At 30.2% G+C, this 23960-nt stretch carries 24 protein-coding genes and 2 tRNA genes; 22 read left to right on the forward strand and 4 right to left on the reverse strand.

Going from position 1 to position 23960, the window contains the following annotated elements:
* Positions 1-581: 581 nt before the first annotated feature.
* From QM536_04820 to QM536_04845, 6 genes are all read left to right on the forward strand, one after another.
* Positions 582-1106, forward strand: a complete 525-nt coding sequence (locus tag QM536_04820) for a DUF3347 domain-containing protein (GenBank protein ID MDI9356336.1) — start codon at positions 582-584, stop codon at positions 1104-1106.
* A gap of 7 nt (positions 1107-1113) precedes the next feature.
* Positions 1114-1479 carry a cupin domain-containing protein gene (locus QM536_04825; GenBank protein ID MDI9356337.1) on the forward strand — a complete coding sequence of 122 codons (366 nt, stop codon included), beginning with the start codon at positions 1114-1116 and terminating at the stop codon, positions 1477-1479.
* A 19-nt stretch (positions 1480-1498) separates the two neighbouring features.
* Positions 1499-2281 carry an SDR family oxidoreductase gene (locus QM536_04830; protein ID MDI9356338.1) on the forward strand — a complete coding sequence of 261 codons (783 nt, stop codon included), beginning with the start codon at positions 1499-1501 and terminating at the stop codon, positions 2279-2281.
* A gap of 1733 nt (positions 2282-4014) precedes the next feature.
* A tRNA-Glu gene (locus QM536_04835) sits at positions 4015-4086 on the forward strand.
* 78 nt (positions 4087-4164) lie between these two features.
* Positions 4165-4920 (forward strand): segregation/condensation protein A, encoded by a 756-nt coding sequence (locus tag QM536_04840; GenBank protein ID MDI9356339.1) that lies wholly within the window; start codon positions 4165-4167, stop codon positions 4918-4920.
* A 6-nt stretch (positions 4921-4926) separates the two neighbouring features.
* Positions 4927-6102 carry a hypothetical protein gene (locus QM536_04845; GenBank protein ID MDI9356340.1) on the forward strand — a complete coding sequence of 392 codons (1176 nt, stop codon included), beginning with the start codon at positions 4927-4929 and terminating at the stop codon, positions 6100-6102.
* Between the two features lie 7 nt (positions 6103-6109).
* Here the strand turns inward: QM536_04845 and map are convergent, their stop codons facing one another.
* Together map and QM536_04855 are read right to left on the reverse strand one after the other, a co-directional pair.
* Entirely contained in the window at positions 6110-6913 is an 804-nt protein-coding gene (gene map, locus QM536_04850) for a type I methionyl aminopeptidase (protein ID MDI9356341.1), read from the reverse strand.
* Between the two features lie 11 nt (positions 6914-6924).
* Entirely contained in the window at positions 6925-7305 is a 381-nt protein-coding gene (locus QM536_04855; GenBank protein ID MDI9356342.1) for a hypothetical protein, read from the reverse strand.
* 326 nt (positions 7306-7631) lie between these two features.
* Between QM536_04855 and QM536_04860 the strand changes: the two genes are divergently transcribed.
* From QM536_04860 to QM536_04935, 16 genes are all read left to right on the forward strand, one after another.
* Positions 7632-7880: a type B 50S ribosomal protein L31 gene (locus QM536_04860; GenBank protein ID MDI9356343.1), complete on the forward strand. Its 249-nt coding sequence runs from the start codon at positions 7632-7634 to the stop codon at positions 7878-7880.
* 114 nt (positions 7881-7994) lie between these two features.
* Positions 7995-8288 (forward strand): septum formation initiator family protein, encoded by a 294-nt coding sequence (locus tag QM536_04865; GenBank protein ID MDI9356344.1) that lies wholly within the window; start codon positions 7995-7997, stop codon positions 8286-8288.
* Positions 8289-8421: 133 nt separating this feature from the next.
* A complete protein-coding gene (locus QM536_04870) occupies positions 8422-8844 on the forward strand; it encodes a hypothetical protein (GenBank protein ID MDI9356345.1) in 423 nt (140 codons plus the stop codon).
* A 737-nt stretch (positions 8845-9581) separates the two neighbouring features.
* Positions 9582-9704 (forward strand): hypothetical protein, encoded by a 123-nt coding sequence (locus QM536_04875; protein MDI9356346.1) that lies wholly within the window; start codon positions 9582-9584, stop codon positions 9702-9704.
* Between the two features lie 65 nt (positions 9705-9769).
* Positions 9770-9857, forward strand: a tRNA-Ser gene (locus tag QM536_04880).
* A 193-nt stretch (positions 9858-10050) separates the two neighbouring features.
* On the forward strand, positions 10051-10887 hold the full coding sequence (locus tag QM536_04885; protein MDI9356347.1) for a MotA/TolQ/ExbB proton channel family protein: 837 nt from the start codon (positions 10051-10053) through the stop codon (positions 10885-10887).
* A gap of 1 nt (position 10888) precedes the next feature.
* Positions 10889-11218: a hypothetical protein gene (locus tag QM536_04890; protein ID MDI9356348.1), complete on the forward strand. Its 330-nt coding sequence runs from the start codon at positions 10889-10891 to the stop codon at positions 11216-11218.
* A gap of 6 nt (positions 11219-11224) precedes the next feature.
* Positions 11225-11866, forward strand: a complete 642-nt coding sequence (locus tag QM536_04895) for a biopolymer transporter ExbD (GenBank protein MDI9356349.1) — start codon at positions 11225-11227, stop codon at positions 11864-11866.
* Between the two features lies 1 nt (position 11867).
* A complete protein-coding gene (locus tag QM536_04900) occupies positions 11868-12332 on the forward strand; it encodes a biopolymer transporter ExbD (protein ID MDI9356350.1) in 465 nt (154 codons plus the stop codon).
* A 245-nt stretch (positions 12333-12577) separates the two neighbouring features.
* Complete coding sequence (locus QM536_04905; protein MDI9356351.1) at positions 12578-13243, forward strand: hypothetical protein; 666 nt, start codon at positions 12578-12580, stop codon at positions 13241-13243.
* Between the two features lie 281 nt (positions 13244-13524).
* Positions 13525-13851 (forward strand): iron-sulfur cluster assembly accessory protein, encoded by a 327-nt coding sequence (locus QM536_04910; protein ID MDI9356352.1) that lies wholly within the window; start codon positions 13525-13527, stop codon positions 13849-13851.
* A gap of 21 nt (positions 13852-13872) precedes the next feature.
* Positions 13873-15708: a hypothetical protein gene (locus QM536_04915; GenBank protein MDI9356353.1), complete on the forward strand. Its 1836-nt coding sequence runs from the start codon at positions 13873-13875 to the stop codon at positions 15706-15708.
* 267 nt (positions 15709-15975) lie between these two features.
* Positions 15976-16596: a DUF4290 domain-containing protein gene (locus QM536_04920; GenBank protein MDI9356354.1), complete on the forward strand. Its 621-nt coding sequence runs from the start codon at positions 15976-15978 to the stop codon at positions 16594-16596.
* Positions 16597-17910, forward strand: a complete 1314-nt coding sequence (gene murA / locus QM536_04925; protein MDI9356355.1) for a UDP-N-acetylglucosamine 1-carboxyvinyltransferase — start codon at positions 16597-16599, stop codon at positions 17908-17910.
* On the forward strand, positions 17907-19211 hold the full coding sequence (gene thrC, locus QM536_04930; GenBank protein MDI9356356.1) for a threonine synthase: 1305 nt from the start codon (positions 17907-17909) through the stop codon (positions 19209-19211). The genes murA and thrC overlap by 4 nt, the downstream gene beginning before the upstream one ends.
* Complete coding sequence (locus tag QM536_04935; GenBank protein ID MDI9356357.1) at positions 19198-19761, forward strand: DUF3109 family protein; 564 nt, start codon at positions 19198-19200, stop codon at positions 19759-19761. The genes thrC and QM536_04935 overlap by 14 nt, the downstream gene beginning before the upstream one ends.
* 36 nt (positions 19762-19797) lie before the next feature.
* On the opposite strand, the gene QM536_04940 is transcribed toward QM536_04935, so the two are convergent.
* Positions 19798-20580 carry a hypothetical protein gene (locus QM536_04940; protein ID MDI9356358.1) on the reverse strand — a complete coding sequence of 261 codons (783 nt, stop codon included), beginning with the start codon at positions 20578-20580 and terminating at the stop codon, positions 19798-19800.
* Between the two features lie 91 nt (positions 20581-20671).
* Positions 20672-23605, reverse strand: coding sequence for a hypothetical protein (locus QM536_04945; GenBank protein ID MDI9356359.1), 2934 nt, complete (start codon positions 23603-23605; stop codon positions 20672-20674).
* Positions 23606-23960: the final 355 nt, after the last annotated feature.

The following is a 23960-nucleotide window of genomic DNA, read 5'->3' on the forward strand; positions in this document are numbered from 1 at the left end:
TTTGATATTTCACGTTTATTTTTGTTTTTTAAACGGTATTTTTACAATTGGGGAAAACTACTAAATAGGATACCCCCACTTTTTATTCTTTTGTAAATTTATAAGAACCATGTATGGTAAAAAATAAACAACCATATAACAATTATAAGAAAATATAAGAACCCTTTTACTATTTTTTACAAAAATAATGGAAAGAAATACATTTTTTTCATTTTATATATTTCTTTTTCATTTTCATCAAAAAACAATACCAAAAAAAACTTCTTTTACTTCTTATAGTAATATATTTATAAAATAATGGTAACTATTTAGTATCTGAAAAAAAACCTAACCCCTTGAGTAATAAATGAATTTCATATATTATTTGTTTGATTATGAATAATTTTAAAACCCAATATTTCCGTAAATAAAAGTGAATTTTCAGAGTGGATTCATTGTTAAATTTTTTATGATAAAGATTTTTTAGGAGAGCAATAATGGAACATTATTGTATTCTCAAAAAATAAATTATATTTACGAGAGATTAAAAATATTGAACAATTTACTACTATATACTACAATAATTATTTAAAAAAATCAAAATGAATACATTAAAAATATACATTACCATGTTATTATTGATTGTTTTTGGAACAATACATGCACAGGGTATGGAAAAAATATCCTTACAATCCAAAAACAACCTGAATGAAGTGCTGAACTCTTATTTTGATCTGAAAAATGCTCTTGTGGAGTCGGACTTTAAGAAATCAAAAGAAAAAGTATCTATTCTAAAAGAAAAGACACAAAAAATAGAAGTAAATACTTTTTCAAAACAGCAGAAAGATTTTTTTAATACCATACAGATGTCCTTAAAAGAATCTTTTGAAACATTTTCTCAAGAGACAGATATAAAAAAACAGAGAGTCATCTTTGAGAAGATATCAGAAAATATATATCGGCTCATCTCTACTTTCAAAGCAAATAGTCAACCTACTTATAGACAGTACTGCCCTATGGCATTGAAAGGAAAGGGGGCTTATTGGTTAAGTGAAAAAAAAGAGATACGTAACCCCTACTTCGGTGATGAAATGCTGAAATGTGGTTCTGTAGAAGCACAATTTTAATAACTCTATGGAAAATAAAGATATTTTTTACGATTTTTCTCACTCTACTCCACATGAGATATTCCCGGGTTTTATAGCGCGTTTTCGCCATACAGAATTCTGCACTATTGCATACGTGGAAATAAAAAAAAATGCAAAGCTTCCCGAACATAAGCACCCTGAACAGCAAATAAGTAAGGTTCTCAAGGGAGAATTTCTCATCGGGATAAAAGATGCAGACAAAAACGACGTAACAATTGATATGAAAACGAATGAAAGCACCATAGCCATTATACCTTCTAATGTAGTTCATTACGGAATAGCGTTGACCGATTGCGTTGTAATGGATATTTTTTTTCCAAGGCGAGAAGATTTTATACAAAAATACACATAATGTTCTACCATACTAGAAAATGAACACTCAATTAACAGAAAAAACAGCCCTTGTTTGCGGAAGTTCACAAGGAATAGGGTTAGCAATAGCTCAAGAATTATCGTCTTTAGGAGCAGGCATAGTATTACTCTCTCGAAACGAGAAAAAACTCAAGATGGCTTTAGAAACACTACATCCTTCTAAACAACATTCTTACATAGTCGCCGATATGAATAATACAACTCTCTTGCAGCAAAAAATAAAGACGTGTATAGAAGAAAGGAATAGAATAGATATATTGATTAATAATTCGGGGGGACCAAAGGCAGGGCATCTATTAGACGCTCATACATCAGAGTTTGAACATGCTTTTCAACAACATATACTGAGTTCTCATGTGATAAGTCAATGCTTAATCCCTTCTATGAAAGAATCAGGATATGGAAGAATTGTAAATATTATTTCTACCTCTATAAAACAAACTCCCGAATTATTAGGCGTGTCAAATACTATTCGTGGAGCTTTAGCACAATGGGCGAAAACCCTTTCCTTAGAAGTAGGAAAATATGGAATAACCGTTAATAATGTATTACCCGGATATACTTTTACAGAAAGGTTACAACAAATCATAGAAATAAGAGCCACACATTTTCAAAAATCTATACAGGAAATAACAGAAGAAATGATCCAATCTATCCCTATTAGAAGGTTCTGCACTGTAAATGAAGTAGCATCTGTTGCAGCTTTTTTATGCACTCCTTCTGCATCAGCAGTAAACGGAATTAATATACCCGTTGATGGTGGACTTATAAAATCTCTTTAGTACCATAATGACTTATCTCTCATCAAGTTTTACAATTTCGAAAAAATGAGGCAGCATCCCTCCTAAATATAAATGATAAACAGAATATAGAAACATAAATATGCTCATTTGTATTAAAAAATACGATTTAATATTTTGTATATTAATGGGGAAACCACCACCAAAATCCACTTTTGATATATTTATAGTTTTGTAACTGTTTGATTACCAATAGTTTTAAAACTCATTGTTTTTGTAAAAACAACTTTTCGGAGTAACCCATTCATAATTTATTAAAATAATTTCATCAGAGTATCGTGTACCCCGATGCACTCTCTCTTTCTTATGCTGCACTCGGATGTAGTGTGGCTGCCCCTTGCTAAAAATAATTCTCTCCCCGAATAGACAAAAAAGCATTCGTTTTTTGTTTTCTGAAAAAAGAATCATTACGAGAAATTATATCTCTGCAAGAAACAACCGAATCGACGGTGGAATCCTCCATACCTGCAAAATTTGAAATGGAATGTGAAAAAATTATAGAAACATAAATTTTTGTTATCGGAGGGAAGCAAATACACAAAAGGTTCCTCCTTCTTGTAACTGTAAACATTACATGTCTCGACAAGAGAGATTCATTCTTAACAACAGGAATTGCGTGTATATAATGTGCATCATTTTCTTTCGTGTTCTAAGTGAAATAATTTTATTTTCTGTAAATTTATTACAAATATTTTTTTTCAAAATATTTGTAATAAAAAGCATTATTTTTTTTATTAATGTTTAGCAATATTACCATAATATTTTTTATTTTTTCCCATTTTTAATTCCATTTTTTAAGAGGGATTCTAAAAATTCAAATCCTAAAAGCTGTATCCCTTAAAAATCAATAGTTACCAACACTTTTTTTTGCAAGAAATCAGTTTTTAGAACCCACCTTAATTATTATTTGTTTTTTTTTACAATAATAATACTAATGAGCCACTTTTTCTCGAAGAAAAATTCACCTTTCTATTGAAAGTTTCACTTTATCGTTTGAAAGATTCATTTATACTAATTTAATTAAAAAATTGTGAGAGTGTTAAATATAATTAGATAGGAATACCTTTTGAAATTCTTCATAAAATGTACTTTTATTCAAAACCCAAGCAATTCTTAATTTATATCAACCATAATAATTGATTTACTAACTACTTTCATTCTAGATAAATAATGTCTTATATGTGAATTGTTTTGTTCTATTTTATACGTGTTTTGTTTACCTTGTACATGAATTGACTTTGGAATGATTTGACTATAAACATCCCATTTATCTGTATATATTTTTTGCTCCCTCCCATACAGTGACATTGCTAAAGCTTTTAATTCGCATCCAATAGTAAAATTACATTTGCAATCTCTACATACATATCGTTACTTATTTCTTACTATTCCATTTTTCCTATAATCAACACCATTACATTTTTTACAAGTAGTCATATTTTTATTTTTTCACAAATATAAACTTTTTTTAAATCTATCTATATTTAACAATCTCCATTTTTTATCACTTCGAGATTTTTTCTTTTTATAATAACAACATTATAAAGACATCAAAGAGAAGTTCTCAGGGCGTTTTCAGTGATTCTTTATTATATAACATTCATTTTTGATTTATTTTGTAATTTATTCACATTTATTTACGCTTTTTTGAAATAAAAACATAAATATAAAAAATTATATGTAGTTTTGTAATTATTATATCACAATAAAATTTTGGCGCGTTCGTCCAGAGGTTAGGACGTATCCCTTTCACGGATAAGACACGGGTTCGAATCCCGTACGTGCTACTCCATTTTACTTTCACTCATATCCTCAAATAAAGAATCCTCTTTCTTATGTTTCATTTTTTCTATTTATATTAATGTATGAATACTTTTTTTAAAACTACATTTGAAATAGAAATTCCTTTTTTTAAAGGTCCTTTCGATCTTCTTCTTTTTTTTATAGAAAGAGACGAATTAGATATTCATGATATTCCGATATCCAAAATAACAAATGATTTTTTAGAATATCTGCACCATTTAGAGCAAATAGATATGGAAATTGCAAGTGATTTTATCCTCGTCGCCGCAACTCTTATGAACATTAAATCAAAGATGCTGCTACCACCTGTTATCAATGAAGAAACTCAAGAAGAAATTGACCCTCGAGAAGATATTGTAAAGCAACTGATTGAATATAAAAAATATAAATCTATGCTTCCATATTTTATTAAAATGGAAGAAGAAAGAAGTATGCGTAAACAACGAGGTAATATACACGAAGAACAGCAAGATATTTTAGAAAAAAATAATTGGGAAATAGAATTACAGAATGTAAATCTGTATCTTTTATTAAAAACATATATAAAGGTAATGGATAGATTAAAAGAGACGACAGAACCTCATAAATATACTATTTTAGAATTCCCCTATACCATTGAAAGTCAAAAAAAATATCTACTCGATACTCTCCACCCCAAAAAAAGATATGCTTTTATAGACTTGATACAAGAAAAACCTGTGAAAATATATATTATATTTACCTTTTTAGCAATATTAGAGCTGTTAACCCTCCAATCAATTACCATTTTTACAGGGGAAGGATTTAATAATTTTTGGATAGAATTAAAACATGAATAAAAGTAAATGAATAACATGGAATTAGTGGAAGTAATGACAGACAAGGAGAAACAAGATTTTTTGGAGTTGCCTGTTCGCTTGTATAAAAAAGAAAAATGCTGGATTAGACCATTGGATAAAGATATAGAAAATGTTTTCAATCAAAAAAAAAATAAAGCATTTCAAGAAGGAGAATGTATCAGATGGATATTAAAAACAGATAAGGGGGAAGTAATTGGAAGGGTAGCTGCCTTTTTAGAAAAACAAAAAGTATCTCATGGAAACAACCAACCCACAGGGGGAATGGGTTTTTTTGAATGTATTGAAAATAAAAAAGCAGCATTTATTCTTTTTGATGCTTGTAAAAAATGGCTTCAAGAAAAAAATATAGAAGCGATGGACGGTCCGATAAATTTTGGAGAAAGGGACAGATGGTGGGGGTTACTGGTTGAAGGATTTGATAAAGAGCCAAATTATCGTTGTAACTATAATTTTCCTTATTATAAAATTTTTTTTGAAGAATATGGCTTTCAAATATATTTTAAACAATTTACATACGCCAGAAAAATAAAAGATCCCCTTACACCACGCCTGATAGAAAAAGCAGAACAGGTTAAAAATGACCCAAATTATATTTTTAAACATATTCAAAAAAAAAAGTTGCAAAAATACACAAAAGATTTCTTATACATATATAATAAAGCATGGAAAAACCATTTGGGAGTTCCTTCCATGAACGAACAACAAGCAAATAACTTAATGAACAGTATAAAACCCATTTTAGATGAAAAAATTATGTGGTTTGTATATTATCAAGAAGAACCGATAGCATTTTTTATGAACCTTCCCGAGGTAAATCAAATATTTCGGTATGTAAATGGAAAACTTAATTTTATAGGAAAATTAAAATTTTTATACCATAGATGGAATAAAACCTGTAAAAAAATGATTGGAGTTATTTTTGGTATAATACCCGAACATCAAGGAAAAGGAATAGACGGAGCTTTAGTATTGAAAACAAAGCATGTATTTGACTATGAATACAATCGCTATTCTGATTATGAAATGAATTGGATAGGGGATTTCAATCCTAAAATGATGAGAGTAGCAGAACAAATTGGAAGTTCCATTTCTAAAACACATATTACGTATCGCAAGCTTTTTGATGATACAAAACCATTTAAAAGAGCATCTATTATTTAGAAAAGCACTATGGTATAAATCCATTATATTTAGCTATTTCCTCCTCAATAATACTAAAATTACTGAGTATATGTGTTTGTCTATCAAAAATAGCCACATTATGCTCATAATGCGCTGATAGTTTCCCATCTTTAGTAACGATTGTCCATTTATCTTCCAAAGTTTCTACTTCATAAGTTCCCATATTTATCATCGGTTCTATAGCTATTACTAACCCTTCTCTAATAACAGGACCACTTCCTCTTTTACCATAATTATTTACTTGGGGTGCTTCGTGTACAAATTTTCCTACTCCGTGTCCAGAAAGTGCTCTTACTACTCCGAAACCATTTTTTTGAGCTGTGTTTTGGATTATAAAGCTTACATCTCCAATCCTGTTCCCTAATTTTGCTTCTTGAATACCCAAATAAAGACATTGCTTTGTAACCGATAAAAGTTTTTTAACCGATGGATGAACTTCTCCTACCGCAAACGTATACGCTTGATCAGAATAATATCCGCTTTTCAGTACCCCACAATCAACGCTTACTATATCACCTTCTTTTATTATATATTTACCAGGTATCCCATGTACTACCTCCTCGTTTACAGATATACATAAGGAAGCAGGAAAACCATACAATCCTAAAAAAGCAGGAACAGCATTATTATCTCTTATATATTCTTCCGCAAGAGCATCTAATACAGCCGTAGAAACACCAGGATGAATTTTATTATATAAATACGCTATAGTTTTTGAACCTAATAAAGCGCTTTCTTTTATAAGAAATATTTCTTCTTTTGTTTTGTAATAAATTTTGTTTTCAGACAATGGAATAATGATTATAGATTTAACTCTTTATATAATTCATTCAAAATATCTTCTTTCAGAATGCGAAAATAATATATATCATAAATAATTTGTGAAAACTCCTTACAAACCCTTTGATAATCTTCTATAGGAGCAGATACAAATTCATACATAATAGAATTTTTCATTTTTATTAATAAAATAGAGTATTTTTTATCCAATTTTTCGAGCTTAGGTATCATATCTGATTCTATATACTCATTAGGCCAATACCTTATATTCTTACAGAGATAATAATTCATATCCGCAAGAGATTTTGTTAGCTCTTTTATGGAATGTGCCGCCTGATCTAAAGTATCACCCTCATCATCCTCAAAAGAATTTTCATTTATATTATAAAATTTGATACTCATTCATTTTAATTTGTTTATAATGCTATCCTAAAAGATAAGGTATCCTTTTCAAAATTTAATATATCAAGTTTTAGTATAAAAAATTATTGTTTTTTATTTAAAAAAAACAGACTCTAAACGCGTTTTATCAAAAAATATGTATTAAAATTAAAAATAAGGATAAAAAAAATTTTTTTTAGAAAAATATCTATTTAAATTCGCAAAAATATATAAAAAAACACATAAAAAATATAATTTTATAAAAAAAATTAAATTACAAAATAATACTATTTAAATAAAATCATAATACTAAACTAATTAATTTACATTAAAAATAAAATTTAGAAATGAAAAAAGGAATACATCCTCAGTATAAAGAAGTTATTTTTTTGGATACATCTAGTAATTTTATGTTCCTTACTAAATCTACTATGACATCAAAAGAAACCATTCAATGGGAAGATGGTAAAACATACCCACTCATAAAAATAGAAGTAAGTTCTGCTTCTCATCCATTTTATACGGGAAGAAAAATATTTGTAGATACAGCAGGAAGAGTTGAAAAATTTCAAAAAAAATACGCACAAAAAAAATAAAAATATGTTATTCAAATAAAAATAGAGTATTATTAAAAAAAATAAATCCTAAAACTAATACAATATTTTTTTAGATATAAATTACATCTTAATACATTCGTTTATGTTTTTAGTATGGTACTATATAGATTACCCAAAGTATTTAGATCTTTTTATTTACTCTCTCTCTTTTTTTTATTAGTATGGGTATCTTTTTTAGATGAAAATAATGTTTTTAACTATATATCTATCAATCAAAAAATAGAATACTTACAAAACCAAAAAAAATATTACCAAGAAAAAATTAAAAATATAAAAGAAGAAGAATATATTATTTTAGAAAATATAGAATCAATAGAACGTTATGCGCGTGAAAACTTTTTAATGAAAAAAAAAAACGAAGATATGTATGTTATTGTTTGTGAATAACTTCGTTTATCTACTGTTATGTGCCATTATACCGAGACGTACAAAACAAACAAAAAATAAAAATAAATTTAACTTATTATAAGTAAACATATTACATTTGCACAAATAATTTTATCAATTTAAATACTGTAATATGTGGACAACAGAAGTAAGTCGTAAAACGACAGCAACAAAAGAGCAAATTTGGAAACTTTGGACAGACGTTCCTAATTGGAATGTTTGGGACAAAGAAGTTGAAACCTCTAAACTTTTTGGACAATTTCAAACAGGAACAAAAGGAATTTTAAAACCCGTAGAAGGGCCAAAAGCAAAATTTGAAATTATCGAACTAACTAACCTTAAGTCATTTACTATCAGAAGTTTTTTACCTCTTTGCAAAATGGACTTTATCCATACAATCAACCAAGCCAAAGACAGGCTTGAAATTACACACAAAATTGTAATGACAGGTTTTATGACTTTTTTATTTTCAAGAGCGATTGGTCACAAAATCAAAGGTGGACTTCCTCTTGTTGTTGAAAAACTCATTGAACTTGCTGAAAAAAATAAAAAATAGCAAAGACAGATTTTAGTATTGAAAAACCAGAAGAAAGCACAGGTTTTTTATTGTGGCAAGTTACAAACTTGAGGCAACGAAAAATTAAAAAAGCATTAGAGAAATACCAGTTGACACATTCTCAATTTGTATTGCTTGCAAGTATTTATTGACTGACTTTTGACAAACAAAACAGAACACAAATTTTGTTATCTAACCATACCAAAATTGACCCAATGACAAATTCAACAGTTTTGAAAACATTGAAAACAAAAGGGCTTATAAAACGACAAGAACACGAAACGGACACAAGATCCAAAACAGTAAATATGAAACATGTTGGGACATTTTAATCAATGGTATATATAAGTTTAATTAACAAAACTTAATAATGCTAACAGATGAAATAATAAACTATTAGAAAGAAGCAAGTAGTTTCTTCGTCATTTAAAGATAAAATCATTAATAAGATATTAAAAATACAAAAGTTGATTTTTTTTAACAGATTTTGTAAAAAAAATAAGAGTAATTAAAAAATTAAGTTTTCTAAAAAACCAAAACCTCACTGAAAAAATGATAAAGATAAAAAATGACGTATCTGTTTTGACCTTTTGTGACATACAACATCTGATATCTGCAAAGGCTAAAGCCACATTTTACGAAGATAAGTTGACTTTTAAAGAAATTAGTAAAACACCAAATACCAGCAAACAATAGAATTATTATTTATATTATTTATTTAAAAACAAGTTATATTTATGAAAAAATATATATTTATTTTAGTAGTATTATGTTATATCATTATAGTATCCTGTACCCAAAAAACATGCCCTACTTATAGTAAAAACAATCATAGTTCCATAGAAAAACCATCTGTTTAAATTTAATTATTAGTATTTTTATAAATTACTTTATTGTTTTATAGACAAAAAAGAATATAAAAACCGGAGAGATGTCCGAGTGGTTTAAGGAGCACGCCTGGAAAGTGTGTATACTTCAAAAGAGTATCGAGGGTTCGAATCCCTCTTTCTCCGCTGTAGTTTTGATAGTTTAGTTTTTTACTATTAGGATTATTTGCGTCTTCATTTATAATAAAAATATAAATAAAGGACTTAGAATAGTTTGGAAAATTGAAAATTATATCTATTAATCTATAACAATTATTTAAATATATTATTTTAATAAATTACATTTTTACATTAAAAACAAAAACTAATTATTAATTTTATGACCAAAAGAGTTATTTTAAGTGTATTAGTATTTTCTGTTTTTTTGTGGCAAGGAATAACAATGGCTCAAGATAGTACATCTGCTTCTTCTGACACCACAAAAATAAGCGTAAGTGATGATCTTACTTCTGTATCAGCAGAACCAAGTACAATAGATGGGGAAAGTACATCTGCATCTAATGAAGAAGAGGCATCTTTTCATCAGCAATTAAAAGAACAATTTATAGCTGGTGGAGTAGAATGGATGACCCCAATACTTATTTGTTTAATAGTAGGTTTAGGTATATGTATAGAGCGTATAATAGTTTTAAATCTATCCACTACCAACACAAAAAAGTTACTAGGAAAAATAGAAAAGGCGTTGGAAGCAAGGGGTGATGTGGGTATAGAACAAGCAAAAGAAGTATGTAAAAATACTGCTGGCCCGGTGGCTTCTATATTTTTTCAAGGATTACTCAGAAGTTCTGAAGGAATAGATATGGTAGAAAAATCTATTGTTTCGTACGGGGGAGTAGAAATGGGAAAATTAGAAAAAGGTTTAGTATGGGTTTCTTTATTTATAGCATTAGCACCTATGTTAGGGTTTTTAGGAACAGTTGTTGGTATGGTTTTAACATTTCAAGCTATTGCTGTTGCAGGTGATGTTTCTCCCTCTGTACTTGCAGGTGGTATGAACGTTGCTCTTTTAACTACTATCGGAGGACTAATAGTTGCTATTATTCTTCAAATGTTCTATAATTATATAGTTTCTAAAGTAGATTCTATATCTAATTCTATGGAAGACGCATCTATAAATTTGGTAGATATACTTATAAAACATAAACTTTCTAAATAATATGGATTTAATAGACATTTCTTTGTATGTAATGTATGTTTCTATAATAATACCTATCGTACTAGTTATAGTATTCCCCATAATACAAATGGTACAAAATCCTGATGTTCTCAAAAAAACTCTTATAGGGTTGTCATCAATATTAGCAGTATGGCTCATAGGGTATTTTCTTTCGGGGAACGAGACAGAGGTTTATAATTTAAAGTATAAGATATCTATATCGCCACTGACATCGCAGTTGGTTGGAGGGTCACTTATTTGTCTTTATATGCTTTTTATAATTTCTTTTTTATCTATTGTATATTCAACAATATCCAAAATATTTAAATAGTTTTTTATGGCAAGAAAAAGTAGAGCAATGCCAGAGATTAATTCTGGTTCTATGGCAGATGTGGCGTTTTTATTACTTATATTTTATTTAGTAACAACTACTATATCGAGTGATAAAGGAATAGCTATGCTATTGCCTCCAAAATTAGATCCCAATCAGCCACCTCCTGACATAACTAAAAACGAAAGGAACGTTTTTAAGATTTTAGCAAATTCAAAAAATATGTTATTGGTAGAAAACAAGCCTATGATTCATATTCATGAGCTTCGTCCTATGATAAAAGAATTTGTATTAAATTTTGGGAATCCTTCCGAAGAAGCACGAAAAGTATACGCATCTTTACCTCCCTCTATGAAAGCATTTATTACCCAAAAAGGGAGAAAAGAGCATTCTTCGGATGGACCTGATGAAGCGGTAGTTTCGTTCAAAGCAGATAGAGGGACAAGTTATGAGCTCTTTATTCAGATTTTAGATGAAATTAATGGTGCTTATAATGATATATATGGAGAAAGAATAGGTAAATCAGCACAAGATTTTTTACGTTTAGATCATAAAGATTTAGTGCAAAAAAAGATGTATGACATAGCAAGAGAAGGTATTCCTCGGGCTATATCTATTGCAGAACCAAATAATTCAGGAAAAAAATAATATGGCAAAATTTAAAAAAAAAATTCAGACGACAGCAAGTATTTCTACGGCATCGCTTCCGGATATTGTATTTATACTTTTATTTTTTTTCATGGTGACTACTACTTTTAAAAAAGGTGGTATAATGGTAAAACAAAATATGCCAAAAGCCAGCCAGCTCATAAAAATAGAGAAGAAATCTTTAATAAGCTATATTTACGTAGGAATTCCTAATTCTGCATTTTATGGGAAAGAACCAAAAATACAGATTAATGATGTATTTATAGAGCCTAAAGATATCATTCAATGGGTAAACCAAGAAAAAGATAAATTGAGCGAGGCAGAAAGAGACCAACTTACTGTTACTCTAAAAGTGGATATAGAATCCAAGATGGGAATAGTAGATGATGTCCAACAACAGCTTCGAGAAGCAAATGCAAGAAAAATTCTTTATAGTTCCATTTTATTGGCAGATAAAGGAATTTAAATAACCTAATATCATTAAAGAGAGTGTCCGAAAAATCTCTTTTGATACACTTCTATTTCTATAACTGATTTTTATATCTGTTTGATATCAATAGGTTTAAGATTCAATGTTGTGTAAAAAAGATTTTTTGGACAAGCTCTTTATTGTTTTCATTCATTTAATTCATACACATGAAAAATATTATATATATAATCTCGGTACTTTCTTTTTTATTTACATCTTGTAATAAAAATAAAATAAAAAAAATGCAAGAAAGTATAGATTCTCTTCATACAGTACTGGTAGATCATGAAAAAATAGCTACTCTCTTACAAAATATAGAGATTATACTAGATTCTATAGATAGCGAAAGGAATATTATTTCTACATATATAGAAGAAAGGGCTCCCTATGAAAATTTACTGGAACGTCTCATAGATATTAATGAATATGTGATAAAAGCGGAAGAAAAGATACAAAAATTAGAAAAGCAAGTTCAGAAAACGAATATGTATTATTCTATAATAGTACGTTTGAAAAAAGAGCTTCAGGAAAAAAATGATAAAATAATAGATCTACAGTTTCAAATCCAAAAAATAGAAGACGAAAAAAACGTTTTATATACCGTTGTAGAAACACAAAAGCAAGAATTAAAAAATAAAGATGAAGATATCGAAATTAAAAAGAAGATTCTATCTTTATTAGAGATGAAAATAGATAGTATTATGAGGCAAATAAAAGTATCTGAATCGGATGCGTATTTTTTGCAGGCACAAACTTTGGAAGAAGTTGCTAAAAAGACAAAATTTGCTCCACGAAAAAAAAGAAAAACATTAGCAAGAGCTTTAGAATTCTATGAAAAATCTTTTAATTCAGGGAAAATGGAAGCGAAAGAAAAGATAGAAACCCTTAAAAAGAAATTGCAAAAATAATATACTGTTTTGTTATTAAAAAAGTAAATTGTTTATGTTTTCACTACTTGTTTATATGTTTTAATAACAATACACAAGAATCTTATAGGGAATAAAAACATCACACAACAGATTTTTATTTTATTTTTTGATCCAAAAAGTAATACATTACATCTATTATTTCTCTCAAATATTATTTTTGAATATTTTATAATTATATAGTGAATAAGTGCCAATTTTTTTTATTGTAGGGTTATTTTTAAATTTATGGTTACGAACAATTTAGCATATAATTCTAAGACATGATAGTCATAACAGAAAAAGCAAAAAATAAAATAATAGAAATTAAAAAAAAAGAAAACGTAGAGACAGAACATAGTATACGAGTGTTTGTAGAAGGAGGGGGATGCTCTGGTTTAAAATATAACCTTATTTTTGACTCTCAAATAAAAGAAAGTGATAGTGTTTTTGAAGATAGGGGAATAAAAATATTAGTAGATAAAAAGAGTTTATTGTATATTCTTGGAACCACTCTTGATTTTTCTGATGGGCTCAATGGAAAAGGGTTCCAATTTATGAATCCGAATGCTACACGAACTTGTGGATGTGGAGAAAGTTTTGCCGTATAAAAAAATAAACTGCAAACATTTATGGCACAAAAAAATAATCTAAAAAAAATAATTTCCCAAAAAGAAAGAGAAAATACTCTTTTGATAGAGGTAGCATGGGAGGTAATGAATCAACAAGGAGGAATATATACAGTTATAAAATCTAAATTGTTAGAAACGTGTACTAAGTGGAAAGATAATTATTATTTATTAGGTCCCTATTTTCAAAATCAAGTAAATGCAGAGTTTGATCCTATTGTAAATCCGAAAGATTCTATAGGAAAAGTAATAGAAATAATGAGGATGAATAATATAGATGTTCATTACGGAAAATGGTTGGTGCCTGGTAATCCGAAAGTTGTTTTATTTAATATAGGGAGTGTTTGGAGTAAACTTTCGGAGATAAAGTATCTCTATTGGGAGCATCATAAAATAGAATTTCCAGATTCAGATGAGATTAATAAAATAATTGCTTTTAAGGAATGTGTTAAAATTTTTTTAAAAGATCTTTGTTTTGTAAACGAATCTCGCAAAAATATTATAACTCATTTTCATGAATGGCAAGGGGGTGCTTGTATTCCTGATTTAAAAAGAGAAAAAATACCAGTTAAGATTATTTTTACTACGCATGCTACGATACTTGGTAGGTATTTAGCAATGAATAGTCCAAATTTTTATCAACATCTTCCTTTTATAGATTGGCAAAAAGAGAAGAATTTTTTTAATATATCAGCTATTGTTGATTTAGAGCGTTCTATTGCTCATGGGGCTCATATTTTTACGACTGTTAGTAGAATTACAGATTTGGAATGTGAGCATTTATTGGGTAGAAAAGCGGATTTTATTCTTCCGAATGGTATTAATAATCAGAGATTTGAGGCACTACATGAGTTTCAAAATCTTCATTTAGAATACAAAAATAAAATTCACAAGTTTGTTATTTCTCATTTTTTTAAAAATAGTGCTTTTGATCTTAATAAAACGGTTTATTTTTTTACTTCGGGAAGGTTTGAATTTCGTAATAAAGGATTTGATATAGTGTTAGAAGCATTAGCAAGGTTAAACTGGAAATTAAAATATGAAAAAAGCCAAACAACGGTGGTTATGTTTTTTATTACCAAAAGAGATTTTTATTCTATAAACTCTGAAATACTCCATAGCATGGCTGTTTTAGATGAAATACAACAGACCACGGAAACTATAAAAAAACAAATAGGAGAACAATTATTTCAGCATATTGTTACAAAAAAAGATAACCAACTTCCTGTGCTGAATGATTTTATTAATAAAGATACTTTGCTTCTTTACAGAAGGTTAATTCAGAATTGGAAAACTAATACTCTTCCTTCTGTAGTAACACATAATTTAAAAAATGATGTGGATGATGAAATTCTTAACTACCTTCGTGCATCTCATTTAGTAAATAATATAGAAGATCGCGTAAAAATAGTATACCATCCGGATTTTATAAGTCCTATCAATCCTCTTTTTGGAATGGATTATGGGCAGTTTATAAGAGGAACACATTTGGGGATTTTTCCCAGTTACTATGAGCCATGGGGGTATACTCCATTAGAATGTATAGCGAGTGGAGTTCCTACTGTTACAAGTGATTTAGCGGGATTTGGAGATTATGTTTTATATAATCTTCCGGATCATTTTCAGAATGGTATAACAGTTATTAATAGAAAAACTATTGATTTTAATAAATCTGCGGAGCAGTTATGTTCATTTCTCTATAACTTTACTAAAATGGAAAGAAGAGAAAGGATAACATTAAGAAACCGTGTTGAAAATATATCGGTACATTTTCATTGGGAAAAGCTTTTAAGATATTATGAAGAAGCTTATAAAGCTGCTTTATCAATAGCAGTTTAAAAATAATTTTCTCGTACAATAAAACCCCACAGTTTTTATGAAATTCAAATTTTTATGATGTTATTAAGACGGATTTCATAACAAAAAATAGATTTTGTACTCATACAAATAATCAAATACATTAAAAACCTGTTTGCTCGGAAAAATTGCTTTTGAAAAACTTGTGTTTTTATAGCTGTTTTATTATCAGCAGTTTAAAAATTCAATATTTCTGCAAAAGAGAGTTTTCATAGTGGACTCAACATACAATTTTATTTAAAAAATATAATGACGGATAAAACACCTTTAAAACTGAGAGAATATGGTAGAAATATTCAAAAAATTATTGAACATATTAAAACTATAGAAAATAAGGAGTTAAGGACTTCTTATGCGTATGGATTGGTAGGATTTATGAAGATCATAAATCCTAGTACTATAAATTTTTCTGATAATGACCAGAAATTTTGGGATGATCTCTTCATAATGGCAGGTTTTGATTTAGATATAAATAGCCCTTATCCTATGCCTGATGAGAATATACTCTATAAAAAACCTGCAAAAATTCCTTATAATTTAAATACTATAAAGTATAGGCATTATGGGTATACTTTAGAACTTTTTACTAAAAAAGCGGCTTTAATAACAGATACAGAACAAAAAGAAAATGCTATTATTATTATAGGCAAGATGATGAAAATGTTTCATAATACATGGAATAGAGAAAATTTTGATGATGTGGTAATAATTCAGAATATAAAAGATATTTCTGAAAATGCTTTAAATATAGATATAGAAAGGGTTAAAAATGAATCTCTTTTTGGTTCACCTAAAAAGAAAAATAATAATAATGGGAGCACGTCTTCTTCTCATTCCGGTAACAATAATAATAACAGAAGAAAAAAATAAATGACTCGCCTTAAAGTATACGGAGGAGAATCTTTGAGAGGTGAAATAATTCCACAAGGAGCGAAAAACGAAGCTCTGCAGGTGCTTTGTGCGGTATTATTAACAGAAGATACTGTTACGATTCATAATATTCCTACCATATTAGATGTCCAAAAACTCATAGAGTTATTAAAAAATTTAGGGGTATTTGTAGAAAAAATAGAGAATAATTCCTATAGATTTACAGCGAAACACGTACATTTGGATTATTTAGATACTCCTTCTTTTACAGAATTAGCGTCTTCTCTTCGTGGTTCTATTATGTTATTGGGTCCTTTATTAGCCCGATTCAAAAAAGGTAAAATACCTATTCCTGGCGGGGATAAAATAGGACGAAGGAGATTAGATACTCATTTTATGGGATTAGAAAGTTTAGGAGTAAAATTTGATTTTGATGCGGATAAAAAAATTTATAATGTTTTTGTAAAAGATTTAAAAGGAGCATATATTCTTTTAGATGAAGCGTCTGTGACGGGAACAGCCAATGTTATTATGGCATCAGTGCTTGCTTCAGGAGTAACTACTATTTATAATGCTGCATGTGAACCTTATATACAACAGCTTTGTTTTATGCTCAATGGTATGGGAGGATGTATATCGGGCATAGGATCTAACCTTTTGACTATAAAAGGAGTAAATGCTTTAAAGGGAATAGAACATACTGTTTTGCCGGATATGATAGAAATAGGAAGTTTTATTGGGATGGCTGCAATGACTCAATCGGATATTATAATGAAAGATATAGATGTGAGTAAATTAGGTATAATTCCCTCTGTATTTCAAAAATTAGGAATACAAATGCATATTACTCATAATTCTATTCGTATTCTACCACAGGAACGTTATGAAATAGAATCTTTTAGGGATGGTTCTACCCTCACATTATCAGATGCTCCATGGCCTGGGCTTACTCCTGATCTTATTAGCGTATTATTAGTAACCGCCATACAAGCAAAAGGAACTGTTCTCATTCATCAGAAAATGTTTGAGAGCAGATTGTTTTTTGTAGATAAACTCATAGATATGGGAGCACAAATAATACTGTGTGATCCACACAGAGCTACTGTCATTGGACTGAATAGAGAACATTCATTACGTGCTATCTCTATGAATTCTCCTGATATTAGGGCAGGTATATCACTTTTAATAGCTGCTATGTCAGCAAAAGGAATAAGCTATATACATAATGCTGACCAAATAGACAGAGGATACCAAAATATAGAACAAAGATTAAACGCTATAGGAGCCAAAATAGAAAAAATAGCAGAAAAATGAAAGTATATAGTTCACAAAAAAAATCTCCTACGATTTCTTTCCAAGAAGCCCTGTTCAAGAGTATCGCTCCTGATAAAGGACTTTATATACCTACTATAATCCCTGAAGTGCCAAAAAAAATCATAGACACGGCAAATGCAGATTCTATTTATGATATTTTTTTATATCTTGCACAATCGCTTATAGGCGATGAAATTCCCCCCCAAAAACTTGCACATATTGTAAGAACCGCTTTTTCTTTTGAAATACCCATCGTTTCATTGGAAGAAAATATATTTTGTATGGAACTTTTTCACGGACCTACCTATTCTTTTAAGGATTTTGGTGGGAGGTTTATGGCAGGTTGTATGGAGTATTTTTTAGAAAAAGAAGAGAAAGAAGTAACTATATTAGTTGCTACTTCCGGTGACACGGGCAGTGCCATTGCAAATGCTTTTTATCAGGTAAAAGGAGTTCGTGTTGTTATTTTATATCCAAAAAATAAAGTGACTCCAATCCAAGAGAAGCAATTTACAACACTGGGGAAAAATATTACAGCGATAGAAATAGATGGAAACTTTGATGATTGCCAACGGATGGTAAAAGAAGCATTTGCAGACAAAGAATTAGAAAAAAAAAACCTCACTTCTGCTAATTCTATCAATATCGGAAGGATACTTCCCCAATCTTTTTATTATTGGTATGCCTACATTTCTTTGAAAAAAAATATCTCTTCCGGTGATAAATGTATATTTGCTGTTCCTTGCGGGAATTTAGGGAATCTTTTTGGTGGATTAGTAGCAAAAAAAATGGGATTACCTATTGATATGTTTTATGCTGCATCAAATGCAAATGATATTTTCCCCAAATATTTAGAAACAGGTGTTTTTCAACCAAAAAGTTCTGTATCTACCATTGCGAACGCTATGGATGTGGGAAACCCTAATAATTTTGAGAGAATACTCTCCCTTTATAATCATTCTTATTCATCTATAAAAAAAGACATTATGGGATTTGCCTATACTGATGAGGAAATTGCAGCGGGCATACGGTATGTTTACGAGAAACACAATGCACTTTTATGCCCTCATTCTGTGACAGCTTACCTATCTCTCAAAAAACAAATAACTACAAAAACAAAGGGATTATTTTTAGCAACTGCCCATGCAGCAAAATTTCCAGAGGTTATTTACTCCATTATACCAGATGCAACATTAGCAATTCCACAAAGAATGCAAGAGGTTCTGAACTTACCAAAAGTGTTTATTCCTCTCCCTCCTTTATATCCTTACCTGAAAGATTTTTTATATGGTAGTAATTGATAATACGGTAGTTGCCGATGAGATTGTAAAAGAATTTTTCTTGTGTGATATTATAAAATGCAAAGGTGCTTGTTGTGTGGAAGGAGATGCGGGTGCTCCTTTGGAACCAGATGAAGTGACTCTTTTGCAAAAAATAATAGAAGATATAAAACCATTTATGGATGCAGAAGGATTGAAAACATTAGAAGCACAAGGGTTTTATACAAGTGAATCGGGGGAACTTGCTACCACACTCGTCAATGGAAGAGAATGTACCTTTGCTTACAGAGAGAATAATATCTTAAAATGCTCCATAGAAAAAGCATTTACAGAAAGAAAAACCTCTTTCAGAAAACCCATTTCTTGTCACTTATATCCTATTAGAATAAGCTCTTATAAAGAATACGAATTTCTCAATTATTCCGAATGGGAAATATGCTCTCCTGCTTGTGATAATGGAAAAATATTACAAATCCCGCTCTATATATTTTTGAAGCCTGCTCTGGTGAGAAAATACGGAGAAGAATGGTATCAAAAATTAGAAGCCATTATCCAAAAAACAAAATCGTAACCATTTAGGATTTGTAAGAAAGCTCATAGTTATTATTTAAAAAGCATATAATCTATCATCTTTTTCTGATGTAACTTTTATATTACCCATAATCATATCTTCTCCTGATTTGGGCGAGCGAGTGTTTTTGCCTCTAAAAGAGCTCAGTAAAATATCTCCATATTTTTCATATTTTCCCCAGGGAAGTATAAAAGCAGGTGTATCCATATCAAAATTAGGATAATAAGCCCACTGCACTACCAAATGAGATACTGTATCTACATATACTTTATATTTGTTGTGAGGAGTGTTTCCTACATTGTCAAAAGTGAGGGATAAAACATGGGAATATGTGTTTTTAAAAGCGGTATCTATTCCTAAATATTTAAGAGTAACCCCACTGTCTTTTAGTTTAAATGGCATTACCAACCAATAGGAATCATTTATCCACCAATGTTTACCTTTTTGCAAATAAAAAGCAATAGAATCTGGATTTTCTAACTCTATACTATCCTTTTTTACACGTCCTTTCATAGTATGTATATTCATAAGAATACTTATAGAAGGTGCGTTAATTCTTATATCTCCTGTAAATTTATCCCAAATATGATGCCTTATTCCAAAAAAATCCCATTCTATAACACGAGTATTATTCCATGCGGTTTTTCCGCCCATAGCGTGCATTACTTCATCAGCAATTTGTATTGCTTTTGCATCGGAAGAATCTCTCTTAAAACCTGGTTCATCTAAATTTTCATTTGAAACGTTCTTACTATTTTTATTTTCGCATCCAATGAAACACTCACACACAAGAACTATATAAACAAATTGCTTTACCATATATAATGTATATTTTAAAAAAATGGATAGTAATGGATATATAAAAAAGAGATACAACATATACATATATTATTGTATCTCTTAGTAATATTTACTCTTTATTTTTTCTTTCTTCGGTTTTTTTAGGTGACTCTATTGTAAAAGTGCTTGTAGCATTTCCTTTATTGTTAGAAAGGTTGAATGTATAAGTACCTACAGGTAAATAATATATGCCATTATCTGCTTTTTTGAAAGTGCTACTTTCTTTGAGAGTTTTTTTCAAAGGTTCTGCGGCAGATTCTACCATAGATATATTATACTCTAAATAGTTGAGACCTTTTACAGCATCTATTTTTTTTGTATATACCTCTAATCCTGTTTCTGTGGTAACAGAAAATGTTACCGATTCGGTTTGTTGAGCATAAAAGCAAATAGATTGTTTAGGTTCGTTGAATCCTCCTAAATTCCATTTATTCCATCCTTGCTTTCCCCAATTTTTGTTAAAAGTTACTTTTTTAGTATCAAAAAAATGAAAATTTTTAGAGAGAATAGTAGGAGAAAGTGCTTGAATATGTGCTATGTTTCCAATAAAGATAGAGCGGCCATGTGTTCCTAATATAAGGTCATTTTCTCGTGGATGTATCGTTAAATCATGCACAGGAACTGATGGTAAGCCACCATCCAATGCTTGAAAACTTGTTCCTCTATCTAAAGAAATGTATGCTCCATGGTCTGTTCCAACATAAAGCAAGTTTTCATTTTTAGGGTCTTCTCTAATTACGTTTACGGGTTCTATTGGTAAGTCTAACCCAATTTTTTTCCATGTTTTTCCATAGTCCTCGGAAGCATAGATATGAGATTCAAAATTATCCCATCGGTATCCGTTCAGAGATACATACACTCTATTTTCTTTATGGTTTGATGCTTCTGTTGTGCTTACCCAAAAGTTTTGAGGAAGGGGTGGTGTTGATATTTTTTCCCAAGAATTACCTGCATCTTTACTTATATGGATAAGCCCATCATCTGTTCCTACGTATAAAAGTCCGAATCTTTTTGGAGATTCTGCAATAGAGGTGAGAGTTCCATAGCTGACATTCCCTTTTTTTCCACCTGTGGTGAGGTCGCTTGATAGTGTTTGGAATGTTTTTCCTTTGTCCATAGAACGGTGAAATTTATTGCTTCCAAAATAGATGATATCTTGATTATGTCTGCTGATGAGTATGGGGGATTCCCAATTCCAGCGGAGAGGTCTTTCTCCTAATTCGTGTTGTGGAGTTATGTATTCTGCATTATCGGGATTTTTACTATTTAGTCGGTAATAATTTCCAAATTGATAGCCGGTGTAAACAGTTTCATTATCACGAAAGTCTACCTGCACTTGCATTCCATCTCCTCCCATAATGGTTTTATAAGGATATATTCCTTCTTGATTCCATTCGTTAGAATATTGATAAGTGCTGGGTCCCATCCAAACGCCGTTGTCTTGGAGTCCTCCATATACATTGTAGGGGGTAGCCATATCATAAGTAACTGCATAAAATTGTCCAACAGGGATAGTATTACACTTTGTCCATGTTTTGCCATTATCGTAGCTGATATTGACACCGCCGTCATTTCCAAGAATGAGGTGTCCACTGCGTTTAGGATTTACCCAAAGGGCGTGATGGTCTGCATGAACGTTATTACCACCTATAGATTTCCATGTTTTTCCTCCGTCTTCGGAAGTAAGAATGGGGACTCCGTATGTATAAATTTTATCAGGGTCTACAGCATCTACCCTTACCTGTCCAAAATAATAACCGTAGGTATATACTACATTATCTAAGTAGTCAGAATGAGTTTTATTCCATGTTTTTCCTCCATCGTTGCTGCGGTACATTTCTGCTCCTTTTATTTCTGTATCAAACAGGAGGGTGTTTGCATCTTCTAAATATTCTACCAAGTCAGATGGTTTTATTTTTTCTGCTGTAATGTCTTTTTTTATATCTACGGCATTATATTTTTGAGGAAAATCATTTTTATCTAAAAAAGCATTGATGTCTTTATTATCCAAAGCGATAAAATTTTCTTTGCTTATGGTTCTGAGTAAGCCCTTTGTTACTTTTTCTGCTTGTTCATCAGATTGTTTTTTTTCGCGGGTGTCTTGGTTATCTAAAAAAGCATACATAATTTGGGGATTGGATGGTGCTACTGCTAATCCTATTCTCCCTACTCCTTTGGTTTCGGGAAATCCATTTCCGCTTATTTTTACCCAATTTTCTGCACCGTCTGTGCTTTTGTAAATTCCTGAACCTACTCCTGATCCATCAAAATTCCATGCCTTTCTCTCTTTTTCCCAAGTGGCTGCGTAGAGAACATCTGGATTTACGGGGTCAGCCGTAAGGTCTATTGCTCCTGTTCTGTTATTAACAGAAAGAGTTTTTTTCCATGTTTTGCCACCATCGGATGTTTTATAAATACCTCTTTCTGCATTTTCTGAGTATAGATGTCCCAAAACTGCTACGGTAATAATATTTGGATTCGTGGGATGAAGCACGATACGTCCTATATGATGACTTTCTGCTAAACCAATAGGAGTCCAATTTTTACCTGCATTTTCACTTTTAAACATTCCATACCCCGAATAAGAAGATCTGCTCGAATTATTCTCTCCCGAACCTATATATATAAGGGATTGAGACCAATTCACCGCAATATCTCCTATGGAGATGGCTATTTCATTTTGAAATAAAGGAGAAAAACTCGCTCCATTATTTTTTGTTTCCCATAGTCCGCCCGATGCAAAAGCAACATAAAAATGCGTTGCATCTTGAGGGTCTACTTCTAAATCTACTACTCTACCGCTCATAATCGTAGGACCTACATTCCGAAAAGGGACATTTTTTACCAATGAATTTTCGCGGAGTTTTAATCGTTGTTGATAACCCGTCCACCTTTCTTCCGCTTTTGTAGAAGCAGGAATTTGGCTTGGGGGAGCAGCGGTTTGTTTCTGTGCGATACCCTGTAAAGCACAAAATAATAACACTAATACATATTGAAACTTCATATTAAAAATTATTTAAGTATATAAATATTAATAAAAAACTAATGAAACCACAAAATAAACATATTTTGTTTATTTGTAACTATTGAACTACTTTTTTTAACTATTTACAGTAAAAACCTTATTTTATTGTATGTATTCTCATAAATAAAATAATCCCAAGGGGATGAAATGATTATAGAAAAAAGGTTCACCACCCCTGTCCCCTCTTTTTAAACAGAGGAGTTTAGTATACTCATTACAAATTAAATTAAAAAAATAAATGAACTTTACCATGCACCACTTCTCTCCGAAATTACACGATTTTTTCGAATATATGGAAGTTCATGGTTAATAAAGTTTCTAAACTGGTCTTATA

The organism is Chitinophagaceae bacterium (genome assembly GCA_030053935.1).
Taxonomy (GTDB): Bacteria; Bacteroidota; Bacteroidia; order Cytophagales; family JASGCU01; genus JASGCU01.